This window comes from Flavobacterium sp. KKT103, assembly GCF_055640565.1.
In genome coordinates this window covers 1567486-1587347 of sequence record NZ_CM145766.1, presented here as the reverse complement: position 1 = coordinate 1587347, position 19862 = coordinate 1567486, and the positions used below count along the sequence as shown (strand labels likewise).

General features: G+C 33.7%; 19 protein-coding genes. All 19 read right to left on the bottom strand.

The window, feature by feature from the left end:
* Positions 1-189: 189 nt before the first annotated feature.
* The 19 genes from rfbA to ACZ2G0_RS06715 all read right to left on the bottom strand — a co-directional run bounded on the left by rfbA (position 190) and on the right by ACZ2G0_RS06715 (position 19835).
* The gene (rfbA, locus tag ACZ2G0_RS06805; RefSeq protein ID WP_470309585.1) at positions 190-1059 is read right to left on the bottom strand and encodes a glucose-1-phosphate thymidylyltransferase RfbA; all 870 of its coding nucleotides are present in this window, start codon (positions 1057-1059) and stop codon (positions 190-192) included.
* 46 nt (positions 1060-1105) lie between these two features.
* The gene (gene rfbB / locus ACZ2G0_RS06800; protein ID WP_470309584.1) at positions 1106-2155 is read right to left on the bottom strand and encodes a dTDP-glucose 4,6-dehydratase; all 1050 of its coding nucleotides are present in this window, start codon (positions 2153-2155) and stop codon (positions 1106-1108) included.
* A gap of 99 nt (positions 2156-2254) precedes the next feature.
* Positions 2255-3112 (bottom strand): dTDP-4-dehydrorhamnose reductase, encoded by an 858-nt coding sequence (gene rfbD / locus ACZ2G0_RS06795; protein ID WP_470309583.1) that lies wholly within the window; start codon positions 3110-3112, stop codon positions 2255-2257.
* A 50-nt stretch (positions 3113-3162) separates the two neighbouring features.
* The gene (gene rfbC / locus ACZ2G0_RS06790) at positions 3163-3702 is read right to left on the bottom strand and encodes a dTDP-4-dehydrorhamnose 3,5-epimerase (protein ID WP_470309582.1); all 540 of its coding nucleotides are present in this window, start codon (positions 3700-3702) and stop codon (positions 3163-3165) included.
* 93 nt (positions 3703-3795) lie between these two features.
* Positions 3796-6144: a GumC family protein gene (locus tag ACZ2G0_RS06785; RefSeq protein ID WP_470309581.1), complete on the bottom strand. Its 2349-nt coding sequence runs from the start codon at positions 6142-6144 to the stop codon at positions 3796-3798.
* 4 nt (positions 6145-6148) lie between these two features.
* Positions 6149-6838, bottom strand: coding sequence for a polysaccharide biosynthesis/export family protein (locus tag ACZ2G0_RS06780; protein ID WP_470309580.1), 690 nt, complete (start codon positions 6836-6838; stop codon positions 6149-6151).
* Positions 6839-7158: 320 nt separating this feature from the next.
* Complete coding sequence (locus tag ACZ2G0_RS06775; protein WP_470309578.1) at positions 7159-8298, bottom strand: DegT/DnrJ/EryC1/StrS family aminotransferase; 1140 nt, start codon at positions 8296-8298, stop codon at positions 7159-7161.
* A gap of 6 nt (positions 8299-8304) precedes the next feature.
* Positions 8305-8913, bottom strand: a complete 609-nt coding sequence (locus ACZ2G0_RS06770) for an acetyltransferase (protein WP_470309577.1) — start codon at positions 8911-8913, stop codon at positions 8305-8307.
* Positions 8903-9505 (bottom strand): sugar transferase, encoded by a 603-nt coding sequence (locus ACZ2G0_RS06765; protein WP_470309576.1) that lies wholly within the window; start codon positions 9503-9505, stop codon positions 8903-8905. Before ACZ2G0_RS06765 ends, ACZ2G0_RS06770 begins: the two co-directional genes overlap by 11 nt.
* A complete protein-coding gene (locus tag ACZ2G0_RS06760) occupies positions 9498-10649 on the bottom strand; it encodes a glycosyltransferase family 4 protein (protein ID WP_470309575.1) in 1152 nt (383 codons plus the stop codon). The genes ACZ2G0_RS06765 and ACZ2G0_RS06760 overlap by 8 nt, the downstream gene beginning before the upstream one ends.
* Before the next feature lie 28 nt (positions 10650-10677).
* A complete protein-coding gene (locus ACZ2G0_RS06755) occupies positions 10678-11769 on the bottom strand; it encodes an acyltransferase family protein (protein ID WP_470309574.1) in 1092 nt (363 codons plus the stop codon).
* On the bottom strand, positions 11766-12638 hold the full coding sequence (locus ACZ2G0_RS06750; RefSeq protein ID WP_470309573.1) for a glycosyltransferase family 2 protein: 873 nt from the start codon (positions 12636-12638) through the stop codon (positions 11766-11768). The genes ACZ2G0_RS06755 and ACZ2G0_RS06750 overlap by 4 nt, the downstream gene beginning before the upstream one ends.
* The gene (locus ACZ2G0_RS06745; RefSeq protein WP_470309572.1) at positions 12635-13750 is read right to left on the bottom strand and encodes a glycosyltransferase family 1 protein; all 1116 of its coding nucleotides are present in this window, start codon (positions 13748-13750) and stop codon (positions 12635-12637) included. Before ACZ2G0_RS06745 ends, ACZ2G0_RS06750 begins: the two co-directional genes overlap by 4 nt.
* A gap of 2 nt (positions 13751-13752) precedes the next feature.
* Positions 13753-14787: a glycosyltransferase family 2 protein gene (locus ACZ2G0_RS06740; protein WP_470309571.1), complete on the bottom strand. Its 1035-nt coding sequence runs from the start codon at positions 14785-14787 to the stop codon at positions 13753-13755.
* Between the two features lie 16 nt (positions 14788-14803).
* Positions 14804-15901: an EpsG family protein gene (locus ACZ2G0_RS06735; protein ID WP_470309569.1), complete on the bottom strand. Its 1098-nt coding sequence runs from the start codon at positions 15899-15901 to the stop codon at positions 14804-14806.
* A 49-nt stretch (positions 15902-15950) separates the two neighbouring features.
* A complete protein-coding gene (locus ACZ2G0_RS06730; RefSeq protein ID WP_470309568.1) occupies positions 15951-16490 on the bottom strand; it encodes a serine acetyltransferase in 540 nt (179 codons plus the stop codon).
* Complete coding sequence (locus tag ACZ2G0_RS06725; RefSeq protein ID WP_470309567.1) at positions 16487-17581, bottom strand: glycosyltransferase; 1095 nt, start codon at positions 17579-17581, stop codon at positions 16487-16489. The genes ACZ2G0_RS06730 and ACZ2G0_RS06725 overlap by 4 nt, the downstream gene beginning before the upstream one ends.
* Positions 17578-18675 carry a glycosyltransferase family 4 protein gene (locus tag ACZ2G0_RS06720; protein ID WP_470309566.1) on the bottom strand — a complete coding sequence of 366 codons (1098 nt, stop codon included), beginning with the start codon at positions 18673-18675 and terminating at the stop codon, positions 17578-17580. The genes ACZ2G0_RS06725 and ACZ2G0_RS06720 overlap by 4 nt, the downstream gene beginning before the upstream one ends.
* A complete protein-coding gene (locus tag ACZ2G0_RS06715; protein ID WP_470309565.1) occupies positions 18672-19835 on the bottom strand; it encodes a glycoside hydrolase family 88 protein in 1164 nt (387 codons plus the stop codon). The genes ACZ2G0_RS06720 and ACZ2G0_RS06715 overlap by 4 nt, the downstream gene beginning before the upstream one ends.
* Positions 19836-19862: the final 27 nt, after the last annotated feature.

The following is a 19862-nucleotide window of genomic DNA, read 5'->3' as shown; positions in this document are numbered from 1 at the left end:
ATGATTTCTTATCTTAAAAACAAGAGTTTATTTGTACTTTCTAACTATTCGTTGGTAAGTGGACAACAAATATATGTAAAATACGGTACTTTACGCATCTAAATGGTTACCATCGTCAAAACTGCATTATTACCTAACTTGTTATCTTTGATACTAAAGCAGAACAAAATAAAAAAAAAGTATTGCACTTTAAATTCCAAATTTAAGCAACCCTACAAGATATTCACCGTAGCCTGATTTTTTTAATGGTTCAGCCAAAGCTTTTAACTTTTCGTCATTAATAAAACCCTGTCGCCAAGCTATCTCTTCAATACAACCTACTTTTAGGCCTTGTCGTTCTTCTATAACTTGTACAAATTGTCCCGCTTGCATTAAACTATTAAAAGTTCCCGTATCGAGCCAAGCTGTACCACGACTTAGTATACCCACTTTTAATTTACCTTGTTCTAAATACGCTTTATTGACATCGGTAATTTCATATTCCCCTCTAGCACTTGGTTGGATATTTTTTGCAATTTCAACTACCGAATTATCGTAAAAATAAAGTCCCGGTACTGCAAAATTTGATTTTGGAACAACAGGCTTCTCTTCTATAGAGACCGCATTCAAATTCTTATCAAATTCTACTACTCCATAACGCTCTGGATCAGAAACGTGGTAAGCGAATACCACCCCTCCCTCTGGATTACGATTGGACTGTAGGAGTTCATCCATGTTAGACCCGAAGAAAATATTATCTCCTAATACCAAAGCTACACTGTCTTTCCCTATAAATTCTTCACCAATTACAAATGCTTGTGCTAATCCGTTAGGAACAGCTTGCTCAGCATAACTAAATTTACAACCAAGATTAGCTCCGTCACCCAATAATTTTTTAAAATTAGGTAAATCGTGCGGCGTTGATATTATTAAGATTTCGTTAATACCTGCAGTCATAAGTGTCGACAATGGGTAATAAATCATTGGTTTGTCATAAACTGGCATCATTTGTTTGCTCATAGCGAGCGTTAATGGATGCAAACGCGTTCCAGAACCTCCTGCTAATATAATTCCTTTCATAAGATCTTAGTTTTAAGAGTTGCTTTTAAAATACGACTTAATGGGATTAATTTTCGTATTGCTTTAGATAATAGGTTGAATAGGCTCCCGAGGTCACATTGTCTAACCATGTTTGATTATCCAAATACCAGCTTACTGTTTTCTCTAGACCTTCCTCAAAAGTAACTGATGGTTTCCAGCCTAACTCTTTGTTGATCTTGCTAGCATCAATAGCGTAGCGCAAATCATGTCCAGGACGATCTTTGACGTAAGCAATCAATTTTTCAGATGTTCCTACTTCTCGACCCAACTTCTCATCCATTATTTTACAAAGCAACTTCACTAAATCAATATTTTGCCACTCGTTGAAACCTCCAATGTTATAGGTGTCATGATTGATACCTTTATGAAAAACCAAATCAATAGCAACAGCGTGGTCTTCTACAAATAGCCAATCACGAGTATATTTTCCGTCGCCATAAACAGGTAAAGGTTTATTTTGTATAATGTTATTTATAAACAAAGGAATCAATTTCTCAGGAAAATGAAAAGGACCATAATTATTTGAGCAGTTTGTAAGTACATAAGGCAGGCCATAAGTTTCTCCATACGCTCTAACAAAATGATCCGAACTTGCTTTAGAAGCGGAGTAAGGTGAATTAGGATCATAAGCCGTGGTCTCTGTAAATAACCCCTCTGAACCTAAGCTTCCATAAACCTCATCAGTACTAATATGGTAAAAACGTTTGCCTTCCATCTTATCTTTCCAGATGGTCTTTGCTGCATTTAACAAATTCATCGTACCAATAACATTTGTTTTCACAAAGGCCAATGGATCAGTAATTGATCGATCCACATGTGATTCCGCTGCCAAATGAAGTACCCCTTCAAATTGATGCTCTAGAAATAAAGCATCGATAAAAGCAGCATCAACAATATCACCTTTTATAAAAGTATAATTGTCGGCTTGCTCAATATCAGCAATATTTTCTAGGTTACCAGCATAAGTTAATGCATCTAAATTAACTATGTGGTAATCAGGGTAATTATTTACGAAACGACGTACGACATGCGAGCCAATAAAGCCTGCACCACCAGTAATTAGTATTTTTTTCATTTAAAAGCGTATTTAAATATTTGATTATAGCGAGAATGTAAATTAATACAGTACTCTTTTCGTTTTATGATTAAAGTTTCAATCAATTATGAATTAGTGTTAACTTAACAACTTAGCCATACATTTTTTCAAACTTATTTCGTATTGAGGTATGACTAAATGAAAAGTGTTTTTGATTTTACTTTTATTTAAAAGGGAGAATGCTGGTCTTTTAGCAGGCGTCGGATAACGAGCTGTTGGTATACCAATCACTTCACAATCAAACTTGCCATAAATTTTAATTGCTTTTGCAAAATCGTACCAACTGATGGCTCCTTCATTAGAATAATGATAGATACCCGGTTCCCATACTGAAGACTTAATTATCTTAATCATGACCTCAGCTAAGTCAGCTGCATAAGTTGGACTACCAATTTGATCATCGACAACGCTAATTTGTTCTCGCTCTTTCATCAAACGAATCATCGTTTTGACAAAGTTATTGCCAAATTCTGAGTACACCCAGGATGTTCTAATTATAATAGCATTAGGGTTATGAAGCATTGCCGCTTTTTCTCCTGCTCGTTTTGTTGATCCGTACACGTTGATAGGGTCAGTTGGTTCCTCTTCTAATAGAGGCCTATCTTCATTACCCTTAAATACATAATCAGTAGAAACATGAATAAACGGAATATTATTTAGGTATGAAAATTTAGCCAATATTCCCACTGCTAAATGGTTAATGGTATTTGCTAGATCATATTCTTCTTCGGCTTTATCAACTGCAGTATACGCAGCGCAATTCAATAAAAAATCAGGTTTTAAAAACTTTAACTGAGCCTCTAATCCCAATAATCCGTCTAAACTAAGTTGTGTTCTATCAGCAAATATCCATTCATACTCGGTATAATTGGCAGATATCAATTTTAATTCAGACCCCAATTGACCATTGGCCCCACTAACTACTATTCTTTTCATTGTTAAAAATACTTTATCAGAAAATTAAAGCTGAGAACACGACAGAAATTTTACTTTTGAGCACCCCAATAAGGTAGTACTACATCTTTTTCAGACACGATAATCTCACTGGCTTCAATTTGCCAATCGATATTAAGTATTGGGTCATCAAAACGAATTCCTCCTTCACTATCCTTATGATATACTTGATCCACTTTATACAATACAGATGCAGTTTCACTTAAAACAGAAAATCCGTGAGCAAAACCTGCAGGCACAAGTAGTTGCTTTTTATTTTCGGCACTAAGCACTACACTAAAATGGTGCCCAAAAGTTTCAGAATCAGGACGCATATCAACGGCAACATCAAGAATTTCTCCATGTAGAACACGTACCAGCTTAGTTTGCGCGTAAGGTTCTAATTGATAGTGAAGTCCTCTAATTACTCCCTTGGTCGAAAAAGACTGGTTATCTTGAATAAAATCATAAACCAAATCATTAACTAGAAATTGATCTTTGTTATAGGACTCAAAAAAATAACCACGATCATCTTTGAAGATAGAAGGGGTAATTACAGTCAAGTCTTTAATAGCAGTTTTTTCGAAAATCATCTTTAATTATAATTAAAAGCAAAAATAGCATCTTGATAATTTAAAGAAATACTTTGCTACCATTTGATACTACTTTAAATTTTTTGAAAGTGTTTATTTTTTAAATATGCTTCTATACCAAGGCTCGTTGACAACCTTACTTCCATAACCGTAACCATATCCGTAGCCCTTGCTCGAATCAGTATCATTAAGCAGCAAACACATATTCGGTAACTTTTGTTCTTTATAAAGACTGTTAGGGATATCTAACATTTTCTTTTCTAAAAAGTTAGCTCGTGCTACATAAATGAATGTATCTGCATTTTTCGCTATTAATAAAGTATCCGTTACTAAACTTACTGGAGCCGTATCTACGATAATATAATCATATTCTTTTTTTAAACTCTCGAATAAAGCATCTACTTTTTTATTCATCAAAATCTCAGCAGGGTTAGGTGGTATAACTCCTGCAGGCAGAATATGAAAATGCTCATAACCTGCATACTTAATTATTAAATCCTCTATTTTTAAAGTATTAGAAGAAAGGTAATTTGTAAATCCTCTTTCAGGAATAGAAAGATACTCATCTAAACGAGGATTTCTAATATCCATACCAATTAGTAATACTTTTTTTCCAGACAGCGCGAAAGTGGCAGCTAAATTCACAGAAACAAAGGTTTTACCCTCTTTTGGAAAAGTAGAGGTTAAAAATATAGTTTTAGCAATTCCCTCTGGAACCTTATTTAACATGAATTCTAAATTGGTTCGGATAATACGTAACGCTTCTGCTGAACTTGTACGGCTTTCCGATTGTATGATTTGGTTTGGAGTTTCTGATGTAGGAACGTCACCAATAAATGGAATCAACGTTTTACCCTCTAAATCCAAACGGCTTTTTATTTTAGTATCTAAAAAGTCTATTAAAAATATAATACCAAATGGAACCAAAAGACCTAAAAGTAATCCGCCCATATAGATAATACTACTTTTTGTAGATACTGCACCTGTAGATAATGCCGCATCAATCACTTTTGCATTAGGCTCGGTTGATGATAACGCCAAAGCTGTTTCTTCTCTTTTTTGAAGTAAATACAAATACAACTCTTCCTTCACTTTTTGTTGACGCTCTATCACTCTGAATTGACGCTCTTGAGATGGAATTTTTTGTATCTTTCCATTGAACATATTTTCATTTTGTTCAATATTTCGTTGTTGGATTGTTAAAACCGAACGACTATTTTCTAAACTTCGTAGGAGTGTCTGCCTTAAATTAGTGATTTGCTGGTCTAATTTAACCAAACTTGGGTTCGAAACTGTTGCCGATTTTAACATTCTCGCCCTATCTATAATCATCTCATTGTAAGTACTTATCAATGAAGAGACATCTCCAGAAACACCCGAAAAAAGATTGGCCGGTAACGAGGTTTCATTGTTACTCTTTTTTACATAATCTAAAACTGAGTTTAATATGTTTTGTTGTACCTGAATATCAATTGCTTTACTGCTAAATTCGGTAACACCGGTAACAAACCGTTGTCCCTCTGACTGCACATCAGTCAAGTTGTTACTAACTTTAAATTGCTCAACGTCTCGCTCAACTCCTTCGAGTTCTTTATTGATCAATTGTAACCTATTTGAAACAAAGACAGAAGTATTCTTTGAAATAAATTCTTTGTCACTGACTGCATTTTCATTGTAAGCCTGAACTAAAGCATCTAAAAAAATCACCGCTTTCTGCTCAACCTCATCAAACAAACTAAGTACTATCACACCGCTACCTTTAGTCAAGGGCGCTATGCTTAATCTTCCTCTAAAACTTCCAGCAACACTTTGTATTGGACTCACGACAATAGTTAATGAATTATCATTTGTTAAATCACCACCGTTAAGTTTAGTGATAATCATATCACCGTACTTCGTCTTTATATTTTGTCCGTATCTAAAAGAATTTGCCTTGGTTAGTAGTACACCCTCGTTAGTGCTAAGTGAAAAGAGTCCCGTAGGCAGTTCAGAGAAATTAAATACCATGTAACTTTCATCAAATCCAGCAACCTGGTTGATAAATTGAACTTTAATTGGAGAGTCCGCAAAAAGTTCTTTTTCCAACACCTTCCCTTTTGCAATAATAGATATATTGAAATTTAATTTCTTCACAACCTCTTCTAATAAGGTTCGTGAGCGCATTATTTCTATTTCATCATCTACGTTTCTAGCACCACTATTAATACCTAAATCCGAAAAAGCAGCAGCCTCCGAAAGCCTACCTCCTTTTTTAGTATCCTTCATCAGTATTGTTGAAGATGCATTATACACAGGCACTACATACCTCACCTTAAAAAAAGCGAAACAAAGCGCGATAAGAACACTAACTACAAACCATTTCCAATGAATTATGTATTTTTGAATTTCTGCTTTTAAATCAAACTCTTGTTCAAACTCTTCGCTCGAGCTATTCTTTTCCATATAATTATCTTGTGAATATTAAAATAAAAGATAGTAGTGTCAATGCCAACGATGTAAAAGTTGTAACTAATGTTACATCTGGGCTTATTGTTCTGTACTTTGGTTCAACGTAAACCACATCATTTTGAGCCATATAATAATAGGGAGAATTAATAAAGTCTGCCTTGGTTACATCCACTCTATGATGCGACTTAACTCCATCGATATCGCGTATAACTAAAATATTATCGCGTCTAGAAGTAGGCTTTAAATCACCCGCCATTGTTAGTGCTTCTATTAATGTAAAACGATCGGAGTTGACTTGAAGTACTGATGGACCTCCTACTTCTCCTTGAACTACCACCTTAAAATTTTCCAAACGAATGGTAATAATAGGATTTTTAATATAGGCAGAAATTTTCTTTTTAAAAAGGGCTAAAACTTCTGATCGAGTCATACCACTCAATTTCAATCTCCCTAATTCTGGAAAGTCAATATAACCATCAGCGTCTACTAAATAGTTTTTAATTGAAGAACTACTACCTCCAGCACCGCCGCCTGTTGACCCTACAATTGAAGGATTCAAATTAAAAGGAGCCGTAATCGATGGATCCTCTGCAGATATATTAATATTTAACAAATCATCAGGTTGAATTGTTATTTCGTAGGAGTTCAATTTTTCTTGAGCCAAAGTCTCAATATTTTGATAATACAAGATATCTTTTTTTGGGGTACAAGAAAAAACTAAGGCAAACAAAAAAAGCAAATAAGCTTTTTTTGACAAAAAATTATATTTCATAACAGTATAGATGTTGTTTTAAAGCGGTATTAAATAGGCTATTCTCAAGCTTCACAAGACATAAGATCAGCATTTTTTTACTAATTTTGCGTCAATATGGCGCAAATATAGGGATAAACTCCTAATCGTAACTACTTTTTTAAATAGAGAATATTATTTTGTTGTTTATCAAAAAGATGTCATACCATATTCGTGTCACTATTTAATATGATTTAGCACGTTAATCATTCTTTAATTTACGAAAGTAAAGAAACAAAAGCTTTTTTTATTCTTCGGCGATCATCGTCTGAAAGGTTAGAACCTGAAGGCAAACACAAGCCTGTATTAAAAAGTGTTTCTGACACGTTGCTGCCGTAATAGGGATATTTAGCAAAAACAGGTTGTAAGTGCATTGGTTTCCATAATGGTCTTGACTCTATATTTTCTTTATCTAAGGCAAGTCTAATCTCTTCCGAACTCAATCCATTCAATTTTATCGAATCAACTAAAATTGCAGACAACCACTGATTACTGTAAAAATCATCGTCTAAAGAGCTAAAAAGTGATATCCCTTCAATTTCTTGAAACAATTCTTGATAAAAGAAATGCATATTTCTTCTTAAACCAATATGCTTATCTAACACTTCCATTTGACCGCGACCAATACCCGCACAAATATTACTCATTCTGTAATTATAACCAACTTCAGAGTGTTGGTAGTGTGGTGCATCATCTCTGGCTTGAGTAGCAAGAAAAATAGCTTTATCTTTTAAAACTTGATTCGATGTAACAATAGCTCCACCGCCTGAAGTGGTAATAATCTTATTTCCGTTAAAGGATAAAACTCCTATATCTCCAAACGTTCCGCATTTTTGTCCTTTGTATGAACTACCCAATGCTTCTGCACTATCTTCTAAAATTGGAATATTGTATTTATCTGCAATAGCTCTAACGGCATCAACTTTATAAGGCATACCATATAAGTGAACTGCAATAATTGCTTTTGGTTTTTTACCTTTAGCCATTCGATCTAGAATTGCCTCTTCTAAAGCATGAGGGCATATATTCCACGTTTCTTTTTCACTATCAATAAAAACAGGCGTTGCACCTAGATATAAAATAGGATTGGCAGAAGCGGAGAAAGTCATACTTTGACAAATTACCTCATCACCAGCTTGTACATCCAAAAGAACAAGTCCTAAATGGATAGCCGCTGTTCCAGAACTTAAAGCTCCAACATGGCAATTACTGCCTAAATAATTTTGTAAATCTATTTCAAGTCCATTCACATTAGGTCCTAAAGGCGCTACCCAATTCGTATCAAAAGCCTCCTGTACAAATTTTTGTTCACTACCTCCCATATGAGGTGAAGAGAGCCATATTTTGGAATTATTCATTTATTTTTAATTTATTTTTATAATTCTGCCAGGATTACCTACCACAACAGCATAATCCGGAACATCTCGTATAATTACGGTACCTGCTCCAATTGTTGACCATTTCCCTATAGTAACTCCTTGAATGATAGAAGCACCTGCGCCTATGTGAGCGCCTTCTTTTACCGTTACCGCACCGCTAAGTGTTGCATTGGGAGAAATATGAACAAAATCCTCTAGCAAGCAGTCATGTTCTAAAACGGAAGCTGTATTGATAATACAATGTTTACCAACAGATACGCCTGCATTAATAACAACAGCTGGCATCACTACAGTGCCTTCCCCAATGGACGAATAAAAAGAAATAATGGATTTGGGATGTATCGCACTGTGGAAAAAGGAGTCGATTTTATCAACTACACCCTTTCTAATAAGATTATTCCCAATAGCCACTATCCATTTTTGGCTATCGTCCCTAACAAACGTATCAGAATGAATTACTGCAATTCCTAATAATTCTTTTTTAGCTAGATCGTCATCAATAATTGCACCGATACTTTCCTGATTTTCACGTAAAATATCAATTACCACCTTACCATGACCACTAGCGCCGTACAAATATATTTTATTGTCCATTAAATGGTTCAATTGTGGCAGCATTGGCTGCATTTATCCCTTCACTTTTTATCACTTTTAAAATCGTTTTAAGCAAAATTTTTACATCTAGTAAGAACGAAATATGATCTACGTACCATACATCTAGCTCAAACTTCTTGTCCCAGCTAATCGCATTCCTGCCATTCACTTGTGCCCACCCAGTAATTCCTGGTCTCACTTCATGACGTCTTTTTTGGCTGTCTGAATATAGATGCAGGTATTGCACCAATAATGGTCGAGGGCCTATTAAACTCATATCTCCTTTTATAACATTCAATAATTGTGGAATTTCATCCAGGGATGTTTTACGGACAAAACTACCAATTTTAGTTAAACGAGTTGCATCCGAAAGTAAAAGTCCATTTGTGTCCTTCTTATCGTTCATGGTTTTGAACTTGATAATCTTAAAAATTTTTCCGTTTTTACCCGGTCGTAACTGAAAGAAAAAAGGTCTGCCTTGGTTGGAAAAAAACAATCCCAAAGTAATTACTATAAAAACAGGGCTTAAGAGTATAAAACCCGAGATAGAACTGAGTAGATCAAATATTCTTTTAAAAAAACCTTTATACATTGTTAATCAAAATTTTATATTCTGCCATAATTGCATTCCACACTAAATTTTGTTCGTAACTCGATTCAATCATTTTCCTACTATTAACTTTCAACAGGTTTTGAAGAGTAGTATTTGAAACTAGTTCGTTCATGGCTTGATAAATAGCCTCCTGATCTTTACTGGGAATAATAATACCATTTTTCAAATCTACTATTATTTCATTACAACCGCTAATATTAGTGACAATGCTAGACAACCCCATCGCACCTGCTTGTAACACAACATTTGGAAATCCTTCGCGATAACTAGGAAAGACTAATGCGTCTGCAATTGCGTAATAGGAACGTACATCGGATTGAAAACCAACTTCAATAATTAATTTATTGGATTTTAGTATCTCTAAAGTACCTCCAAACAACGGGTCTAAGTCAACTTCTTGCGGACCTACTAAAAGCAATTTCACCTTCTGATTTACCTTTGAATATCGATTAAAAGCTGCAACTAACTCATTTATACCTTTGTCAGTTACAATACGGCCTACAAAAATAAAAACAAAATCATCTTGTAAAATCCCTAAACGCCTACGGAGTTCTTCTTTATCAGTTGTTGGAATAGTATTAGGATCAAAATAGGTAGTATCTATACCATTTACATTCCCATTAGCTAACACCTTTAGAGGCTTGCTAGTGATTTGAAAATCGACTAAATCTTTTTTAACACCTTCACCCTCTGGATAAATATTGGTTGCAAAAAGACAAAGCACTTTATCCATAAAAATTAACAATTGCTGCAATAGACCCGTTTTTGAGGGAAATATTAATCCGGTAAATGTGTGAATACGTATTGGAACTCCAGCAAAATAGGCAGCAGTCATTGATAAAAGACCAGCTTTAGGTGTAATTGAATGTACAATCAAAGGCTTTTCTTTACGAAACAACCTAAATAATTTCCACAAAGAGACCAAATCTTTAAGTGGACGTATCTGCCGTTCCATTTTGACAGCGACCGTTCTAACTCCTTCTCGATGAGCGACATTTTCTAAATGTTTATCAGGACCAGAAACGGCTACCAGCTCGAAATGTTTATCTAAAAATGCTAATTGTCCTTGGAGTAAATAATCTAAGGACATAGCGACAGTAGAAGTACGAATAATTTTCTTCAAATTAAATTCCATTAAAATCCACACTAAATTACTTAAACGAGAGAAAAACATTTATCTTACTGCTAATGAATCGATATGCTTTGATTTCTACCAAGTAAGAAAATAATACGCAAATTATCATGTACAATAACAACCTAAGCGAATCATTATCAAGAAACTCAAGATATTTAGCATCACAAACTAAAAACCAATGGGATATGTAAATCCCAAATGATATAGGAGCGACAGACACAAAAGGTTTAAATATGAAGTCAAAACCAATCCAATCTATTCTTTTCCATACAATAGCTAATATAACTAGCAATATAGTGAATAAAAAATGTCTTAATTCTATAAAAGGATATACACTAATCCAACCGGGTTTAAGATTCACATTTAATCCATTTTGATACAAGATATTAATAAATAAAATTACAGATATTAGAACTAATTGAGTGATTACTAACCTACAGTTTTTAAAATTAAAGTTTTTTTTACTAACATATAACTTCGCAACATCAACGCCTACCCACCAAATACCAAAATACATAAGCTCCCTATTTATAAAATTTGGATAAAAACAATATGAAATTGACGAAATAATAGCTATCACGTAAACAGCTTTAGAGGATTGATTTAACTTTTTAAAAACAAAGAAAAAAATCAGATAAAAATACCACTCAAAAGACAACGACCATAAAGGTATATTACCTAGAAAAGGGCTAACCAAAACATTAGGCCTTTTATCTGGTAAATCTTGCAACATCAAAATATTCCCAACCAATTGCCTTACATCTATTCCAATAAAGTACCCCGCATAATAACAAAGTAGCAGGTAATTGGTAATAAATACAATTATGAGAGGAATAAAAATCCGTAAAACTCTCTTTTTTAAAAAAAGTTTGAATGATTGGTCTTTTGATCTTTCAAATGAATAGTAAATCACAAAACCGGACAATACAAAAAATAATATTACCGCCTCTTGTCCAAAACGAAATAAGAAAGAAAAATTAAAGTTAAAAATCACAAACCCAGATGCAAATAAATGATGAAATACAACATAAATTGCTGCAAAACCTCGTAATGCCTCAAGTTTATATAATTTGTTACTAACTAATTCTACTTTTTTACTACCTGTCATCTTTTAGCTTTGTGTTTAATCAATAAATAAAGGGCGATCCCAAAAGGAATTGCTACTACCGTTAACAACTTTTCTGGAGAATCTTTTAAAAAATCTTTTTTCCTAGTAATAATACTACTAGAGATATAATGTATCGCTTCAATAAACTTACGTTTAGTAGATTTCGAATACTGCATTGTCGTAATGCGATTGTAAATAAATCCTTTGGGATATTTTAAATATTGAGCAAACATCGTATTACTAGAGCCCGTCGCTTGATAGTCTACTATCACCAAGACTTCATTGATCGTAGCTAGCTCGTAATCCTTATCAATAAACAAATATTTGGTACCAAGTCCCACATATTTTTCTCCTTCAAAAACAGGGTATTCGGGATATTTTTTTATGATATCCGTTCGGTAAACCATTTTTTTATCTCCCTTACCCCCTTTTAAATAAAAATCTTCTAAGGTGGTCAGTTCTGAAACAAATTTAGTCCCTATAATATTTCCCGTTGGAACAGCATCTAAACCTATAATACCTGCCACCTTATTGCTATCTACGGTTTCCCATTTTTTCAAAATAAGATCAACAGCATTAATAGGCATATAATCATCCGAATCGATACAGGTATTCAATTCAGTAATTATGTTCTTGTAAGCAGTATTGTGTGCTCCATGCATCCCTTGGTTTTCTTGATAGATATATTGGATTGCAATTCTCCCCTCCTTTATCCATCCATCAACTACTAGTTTAGTCTCATCAATAGATCCATCATCGATGATTAACCAATTAAAATTACTATTCGTTTGATCACACAAACTTTGATACAGTCGAGCTAATAAATGTGCTCTATTGTATGCAGGAGTAAAAACGGTTAACCTCTTCATAATTTTTCTTGTATAAGTGCTTGGTATTTTTGCTCTAGTAGTTTGATGTTAGTATTGATATCGTATCCTTTATTTATTATTTGTGAAGCAACATTTTTCTTTATCAACTCGCGATCTTTATAAATTGTAGCTGCCCATTTAGTTTTGTCATCACCTAATGAAAGTACTTTAATATTCTCGGTAACTATAATTGACTCTTTTGGAATTCCATCTGAGATGTAACATTGTAATCCTGCAGCCTGCGCCTCCACTAGAGCCACGGGTAGACCTTCAAAAAAAGAGGGAAACAAAAACACATCCATACCTTGCAAAATTTGATTAACATCACTTCTGCTGCCTAAAAAAATAACTTTAGCTTCAATTCCTAACTGTTTTACTTTAGCTTCAATTATTGGCTTTAATTCTCCTTCACCTACTAAAAACAATTTATAATTTGATTCTGTCTTCAAAAGTTCATTGAAAACTTCGATTAGAAAATCGTGATTTTTTTGTTCGTTAAAGCGACCAACGTGTATAATGTTTAGACTTTGTTCCGCATCCATTTCTTTCCGTACTAATTTTGAATCTTCACTATCGTATGCAAACATACTAGAGTCTATTGCATTGGTCATGGTAAATGCCTTGTGTGCATTTTTTTTACCAAAAAGCCAAACACTAGCTTCGTCTCCGCAGGTGAAATAGGTATTGACATATTGCATCATTTTTTTCTTTAACAACCATCGCATAGGAGACTTTAGGTCCCATTTAGGATTTGAATTGTGTCCATGAGCAATAATAACAGGTACACCTCTTCGACTGGCTTCTTTGTAAAAAAAATACCCCAATTCAGAACACTGCCCATGAATAACTAAATACTTATTTTCATCAAAAAAGACTTTGATTTTTTGTTGGTACTCGTTCAGATTATTCCAACTTAACGCTGGAAAACGAAAAATAGAAGCACCAAGTGAAATAGCCTCTGTTTCATAAGCTCCTTCGTCTGCCCTATGCACTGCAAAATCAAATTGAAATTTTGTTTTATCTAATTTCCTATAATAATTCATCACATTGGTTTCGGCACCTCCACGATTAAGAATAGTAAAAATCTGTAAAATCCTAATTGGGTTAGACATGTTTATTTTCTAATGATTCGTTTAATTACTACTAGCATAAAATACAGTGGTACTACCATGTGGTATTTTGCAAAAAAGAAAAATAGTTTCCAGTGGACTGGAAAATAATTCAAACTAAGTTTCGCTAGCGCTTCTTTATGATAACGAGAATTAAGTACTGCCTTTATATTTTTTAGCTTAACAAAGAAAGACGCTTTGTTATATGTTTCAATTATACCTAAACCAATTACACTCAGACATATTCTGTTGGAAAAAGCGTTATAAAATTCTTGGCTTTTATTGTTCAATTGTAGATTAGCACTCATCAAATCAAAAAGATGAAGCGTTTTATCTAAAAATCCTTCCTTATAATTGGACGTCATTGAAGCAGGATTGAATTTTCGGTAATTATAAAAGGGACTATCTAAAACATAAACTGATTCTGCCTGATTTAAATACTCCCAACTAAACAAACCATCTTCCCAGGCTCCAATTTCATTAATATTTTTAGCAAATATATTATTTTCTTTGATGATGGAAGTTTTATATATTTTACCCCAAGCGGTCACAAAAGTTTCTAAATGACTAGGATCATGCAACTCTTGTTTCATGAGGCCTGTAATTCTTCTTTGAAGAAAAGAAGCTTTATATTCACCACTAAGTTCCATAGAACGAACTACTTGATGACTAGGGTATTGTTTAATGAAAGAAAAACAGACTAAATCTACTGAATCCATAAACGGAAAAACAGTTTCTATGGTATTTAAAGCCAACCAATCATCACTATCTACAAAAAGCAAGTAGTCTGCCGTCGTGGTTTGGATTCCAGTATTTCTTGCTGCAGCAAGTCCTTTATTTTCTTGCGAAACTAATACAATTCTATTATCAAGGATCTCATATTCCCGACATATTGCAAGGCTATCATCTGTAGAGCCATCATTAATTAAGATAATTTCTAAATTTTTATAGGTTTGTCCCACAATGCTGTCCAAACATTGCCTCAGATATTTAGAGACATTGTAAACGGGAACGATAACACTTATTAATTTTTCATTCATATTTTAACAAAACTATTTAATTTTCAGGCAAAATTACTTCAAGCAGATACGTAAAGGCAAAATAGCCTAAAATCATGGTACCTATTATTTGATGTTGTTTCTTAAAAAATTCTTTTTTCAGTAAAGGATAAATAATGACCAAGCCCATCATAAACCAAGATAAGTAGGCGAAACGATTAGAAAAATTCGCTCGAATCACTAATATCCAAAACCCATTGCAAATCAAATAAACATTTAGTAATTGATTATATAGAGGATCCTTAAAATTCTTTTTGAACACAAAATACCAACCTGCATAAGTAGCTAGAGCACTATATAATAAGAAATCCCACCGAAAGCCCGTATTAATAACCTGGTCATTGATGTTTTCATCACTAAAATACTTTAATCGATCATCATCAAATCCTAGTCCAGCGAACAATGCTTCGAAACTCCCACCTGCAGCAAGAGACAAAGGAATACATAGCAACCAAAAATAAAAAAGTTTTTTGCTGTCCTTATAAAACAATGTAATGATGTAGGCTCCTATTGGTAGTAACATTGACTTATGAAAATTTACCGCCAAAAGCATCAATACTATCATAATATGCTTTTTATCCGTATAGGCAAGCGCTAGAAGCATAATAGAGGTAGCCATTCCATTACGTAGACCGTTTGTACCAAAAGACCAAAACATAAAAGAACAAATCAGAATAAAAAAAGAATAAAACCAATATTCCTTAAAAAGTCGCTTCGAAGCTAGGTACAGTGGTACGATATAGATGATTGCACAAACCAAAAAGAAAAAATTGACAGTCATGATCTGGGCACATTGATACATAAAATAATCAAAGGCAATTTCTCTACTCAAAATCAGGGGATAACCATCTGCATATTTCTGAAAAGAGGCAGCATACACCCCCATATCGCCAAAACGGTATGCACTCACAGGTCTTAAACCTATGTAAACGGTAATAATTAAAAGTATAAAGACACCTAACACTCCTTTATTATTTAGGCTTTTACTATTGGTTAGCTTCGATCTATTGGAACTCAACCAAACAACAAAAACCATAAACAACATGAAATTGTAATAAAATAATTTATAAAATTGAATAGGCACAAAATCAATCATAATCTCGAATAGTTTTTTTCTAAAACTTAACTTTTAAATATTTCCTAAATTAGCGGGCTAAATATCGATTTGTAGCGCCCACAACGACCGTATTGTCTGGCACATCCTTGGTAACAACTGTACCTGCTCCAATAATAACATTATTACCAATTGTAATTCCTCCTATAATAGTACAGTTTGCATGTAATTCAACATTATTACCTATTATTGGCTTTTTGCCATTTTTCTCACCGATGGTTACCAGATGATTGATATACAAATTATCACCAATACTCGCTGCATTTATAATCGTTCCGTAAGGGTGTGCAGCTGTTATCCCTCCACCAATAGTACTACTCCTATCTATTATAAAATATTTTTCTTTTGGATAAAACATTCTTAAAACATTTGTAAAAAAACCTCTAGTCCTGTGATAAAATATCGTTCGAAAGTACACATCAGTTCCTATCATGTATATAAATAGGGCATCAATGTTGTTTGTTGCCGAAGGATTTTTTGCAAACATATCTTTAATGATAAGATTTTTTTGCTGTGCCGTTTTAAATCGCATCAAAAGCGGAAAATAAAGCAGGTATCTCAATATAATCATTTACTAAAAACTTTATTGTTCCACAGATCCATAATATTTTGGATCGAATATTTTTGAGCTGTCAGTAGTGCATTTTCACGCCAGTGGGACTCCGTCGATTCGCTATCTGCAAACTTGTTTAATGCGATTGTAAATTCTTCCACATTTGTGTTTTCAATCAACCTGCCATCGTATCCGTCAGTTAAAATATTTCTAGGTCCAGTAGGGCAATCAAAACTAAAAACGGGTACACCCTGTGAAAGTGATTCTAAAATAACTAAAGGAAAACATTCTTGATGAGAGGTTAGGAGCATTATTTGTGCTGTATTGATCGCTTGTAAAACATCTTTAGTTCTTCCTTTAAAAATAATTGTATCACTTAAACCAAGTGACTCTACTTTAGCTTTAATCAATAAAGCATAAGGATCATTGTAGTCGCCATAAATCTCCAAAAACCAATCACTATGTTTTTTATGAAACAAAGACCAAATTTCGATCATCGCTTCTAGGTTTTTTACTGGTGCCAATCTCCCCATAAAAATAGCTTTCTTTTTTTTTTCTTGGTCTTTATCTCGTAGGAGAGGTTGACTCTCGACAGGATTAGGTAAAACAATAGTGTTATTTGATCTAAAAAAATTCTCTTCCTCAGTGCTTAAAACCGCTAAAAAATCATACTGCTTGTACATTTGATCTTCAAGTTTACCTCTTAGACCTGCTGGCTCGTTAAATTTTGTAAAATGAAATTCTTTAATCGTCTTAGCTTTACCTTTAAAAAAATTAATACAATAAGTAATGGGTATATGAGATGCTACAAGGATGAAATCAGGTTGCATCTTACGCAACTCTTTTTTTAGTTTCCAAATATTGGCTAGGAATTTAAATAGATTTCGAGACCCAAAATAGCTACTAGTTCGATCAAAGTCAATTTTTAAATCAATGAAGCTAACATTTTTTGATAAAGGATATGAAAAAGCTTTGTTCTGTTGTTCTGTGCTAATCAGCGTCACCGAATATCCAAAAACATCTGACCAGTAATTTGCTTTTAGAGCTACCAATCGCTCGATACCCCCAACACTATGTAATTGATCAATTAAAATTACAATTTGTTTCATCGTACTAAATTTTTAAACAAATTGTCCCATTCGTGTAAGACGATAGAAGGTAAATATCTTTTCACATTTTCCTTTGCCTTAGCACCCATAGCTTGACGCAAGGATTGATCCTCAATCAAAAAAATTATTTTTTCGGCCAATGCTATGTGATTTTGCTCTTCTACAATATAACCATCTTCATTATTTGTAATAATATCACTTGGCCCATAATTACAGTTAAAAGATACACAAGGCACTCCACAGGCCATCGCCTCTATTAAAACCATTCCAAAACCTTCAAAACGAGATGACATTACGTACATAGAAGATTCAAGATACTTTTGTTCAATCATTTGTTCCGGCTGATTAAAAGAAATAGCAGATTCTATATTTAAGTCTTTAGCTAATTCTTCTAGTCCCATTGCACTTTCTCTTTTCCCGTAAATCTCTAACGTCCAATCAGGGTGCTTTTTATTTACTAAAGCCCATGACTTTAGCAACAAATCATACCCTTTTTGATAACTGTGTTTACCTACACTAATAACCTTCTTGTTTACAAGACTACTAGAATCTTTTGGATAAAAGGAAAGGGGATTTGAAATTACTTTCAGATTTTTTAGGCCAAACCATTCTTTTCTATTTCCTTCAGTTAAAACGACAAAAGCATTAAATTTTTTTGCTAATGTATCCATCAAAAGCCATTTCAATTTAATTACGCTTTTTTTAATGAATGAAAAATCATGATGCATTTCAATTAACTTCGACACGTGACGTTCATACACTACAACCCTGCTCTTCTTAAAAATAATAGGAAGTAAAAAACCTTTTAATCCATCATCACATACAATAATGATATCAGGATTGCTTTTATTTACGACAGCTAATAATTCTTGTATGTAACGTTTTAAGTACACTATAGGTGCTCCGTAAACAGATACATCAGAGATCTTGATTTTTGGGCTAAAGTGATAAAACAAAGATTCTTTACTTGAATTTAAAGTCACTATTTCTACCTCATAGTCTAAGTTTTCAACTAAATAACTTGCTTTAATTGATAATACACGCTCTAAGCCACCAGAGCCATGAATGGCATTTGTAATATATAGCAGTTTCATAAATAAGTAGCCCTCAAAGCGAAACCTTGTGCAAAAGGTAAAATATCAAATTCCTGTGAATGAACCCCTATAGCTTTTGTATCTCCTTGAGAGAAATCAACGGCTCCGTCTCTTCTAGTAACCGTTTGTAAATAGGAAAGTGCTTTATCACTAGCTTCTAAAGCTAAAGATTTTATTTCAGGAATCTTAGCTGCATTTCTAAAAAACCATGCTAAAGTAGCCGTAGTTGAAGAATCAGCATTTGCCTCTTTAACAGAAACAATCCAATTCCAACTGCCATTTTCATTTTGAAATGACTTTGCCATCTCTGCAAATTTTGTAACGCTGGCAGTTAATACACCTTTATCCATGTGTTCCTCTGGCAAAGCGGTCCATGAATCGATAAGCCCAATAGCATACCAACCTAATCCTCTACCCCATCCAAATAGTCCTACGGGAGTAGTAGTATTAATTTGGTAGGCATGACAAGGAATAAACTTATCTGCTAACATACCAAATTCATTAAACTGTGTTATCTGTTTAATACTCAATTTTATCGCTTCCTCATTTTGAAACGTAACACCGTAACTAATCAAAAAAGGGCAAATAAAGCCAATCGTATCAACGAAACGATAATTACCACTGTATGCTTTATATGCCACCGTACCATCTGTTCCCTTTAGCCCGCGAACTAGCTCCCAAATACAATCGAAAGCTGGCTTGAATTTATGGTGATCAATGTCCTTTAAGTTAATAATAGCGTAGGCCAAAATCACTCCGTCAATTTCTTTCGGAGGTATTTTCCACATTCCTTTACTATCGATTTTCTTATCGAGGTATGTATTAATTTTTAATTTAATTTGTTCATTTTGCGTTTTATTGTACGCCTCTGTCAGTCCCAAAATTAAAGCAGCTTCTTGCCAATGCTGTATGGCAGCTCTTTTGTAGTTCCCTCTCAACATATCTATAAGTAGCAACCTTTTATTATCAGTAAGTTTGATCACTGGCGTCCTATGCAGCCAAGACAGCGCACGTTCTTGCATTTTAACCATCCAAATTTCTTTTGAATTAAAACGACCAATGTGAATGCGGCTTTGCCATGTGTAAAACTGTGGAAACAAATCCAAAGAGAGGATTAGTAAAAGTAAAAATATAAAAACGAAAAAAACGAATAAAAGCATAAATTGAGATCTTAACTTTTTTTTAAA

Excerpts from the sequence above, each read along its gene's own strand:
- rfbA (WP_470309585.1), bottom strand. The coding sequence starts at position 1,059 with ATGAAAGGAATTATATTAGCAGGAGGTTCTGGAACGCGTTTGCATCCA.
- rfbB (WP_470309584.1), bottom strand. The coding sequence starts at position 2,155 with ATGAAAAAAATACTAATTACTGGTGGTGCAGGCTTTATTGGCTCGCAT.
- rfbD (WP_470309583.1), bottom strand. The coding sequence starts at position 3,112 with ATGAAAAGAATAGTAGTTAGTGGGGCCAATGGTCAATTGGGGTCTGAA.
- rfbC (WP_470309582.1), bottom strand. The coding sequence starts at position 3,702 with ATGATTTTCGAAAAAACTGCTATTAAAGACTTGACTGTAATTACCCCT.
- ACZ2G0_RS06785 (WP_470309581.1), bottom strand. The coding sequence starts at position 6,144 with ATGGAAAAGAATAGCTCGAGCGAAGAGTTTGAACAAGAGTTTGATTTA.
- ACZ2G0_RS06775 (WP_470309578.1), bottom strand. The coding sequence starts at position 8,298 with ATGAATAATTCCAAAATATGGCTCTCTTCACCTCATATGGGAGGTAGT.
- ACZ2G0_RS06770 (WP_470309577.1), bottom strand. The coding sequence starts at position 8,913 with ATGGACAATAAAATATATTTGTACGGCGCTAGTGGTCATGGTAAGGTG.
- ACZ2G0_RS06765 (WP_470309576.1), bottom strand. The coding sequence starts at position 9,505 with ATGTATAAAGGTTTTTTTAAAAGAATATTTGATCTACTCAGTTCTATC.
- ACZ2G0_RS06755 (WP_470309574.1), bottom strand. The coding sequence starts at position 11,769 with ATGACAGGTAGTAAAAAAGTAGAATTAGTTAGTAACAAATTATATAAA.
- ACZ2G0_RS06750 (WP_470309573.1), bottom strand. The coding sequence starts at position 12,638 with ATGAAGAGGTTAACCGTTTTTACTCCTGCATACAATAGAGCACATTTA.
- ACZ2G0_RS06745 (WP_470309572.1), bottom strand. The coding sequence starts at position 13,750 with ATGTCTAACCCAATTAGGATTTTACAGATTTTTACTATTCTTAATCGT.
- ACZ2G0_RS06740 (WP_470309571.1), bottom strand. The coding sequence starts at position 14,787 with ATGAATGAAAAATTAATAAGTGTTATCGTTCCCGTTTACAATGTCTCT.
- ACZ2G0_RS06735 (WP_470309569.1), bottom strand. The coding sequence starts at position 15,901 with ATGATTGATTTTGTGCCTATTCAATTTTATAAATTATTTTATTACAAT.
- ACZ2G0_RS06730 (WP_470309568.1), bottom strand. The coding sequence starts at position 16,490 with ATGATTATATTGAGATACCTGCTTTATTTTCCGCTTTTGATGCGATTT.
- ACZ2G0_RS06725 (WP_470309567.1), bottom strand. The coding sequence starts at position 17,581 with ATGAAACAAATTGTAATTTTAATTGATCAATTACATAGTGTTGGGGGT.
- ACZ2G0_RS06720 (WP_470309566.1), bottom strand. The coding sequence starts at position 18,675 with ATGAAACTGCTATATATTACAAATGCCATTCATGGCTCTGGTGGCTTA.
- ACZ2G0_RS06715 (WP_470309565.1), bottom strand. The coding sequence starts at position 19,835 with ATGCTTTTATTCGTTTTTTTCGTTTTTATATTTTTACTTTTACTAATC.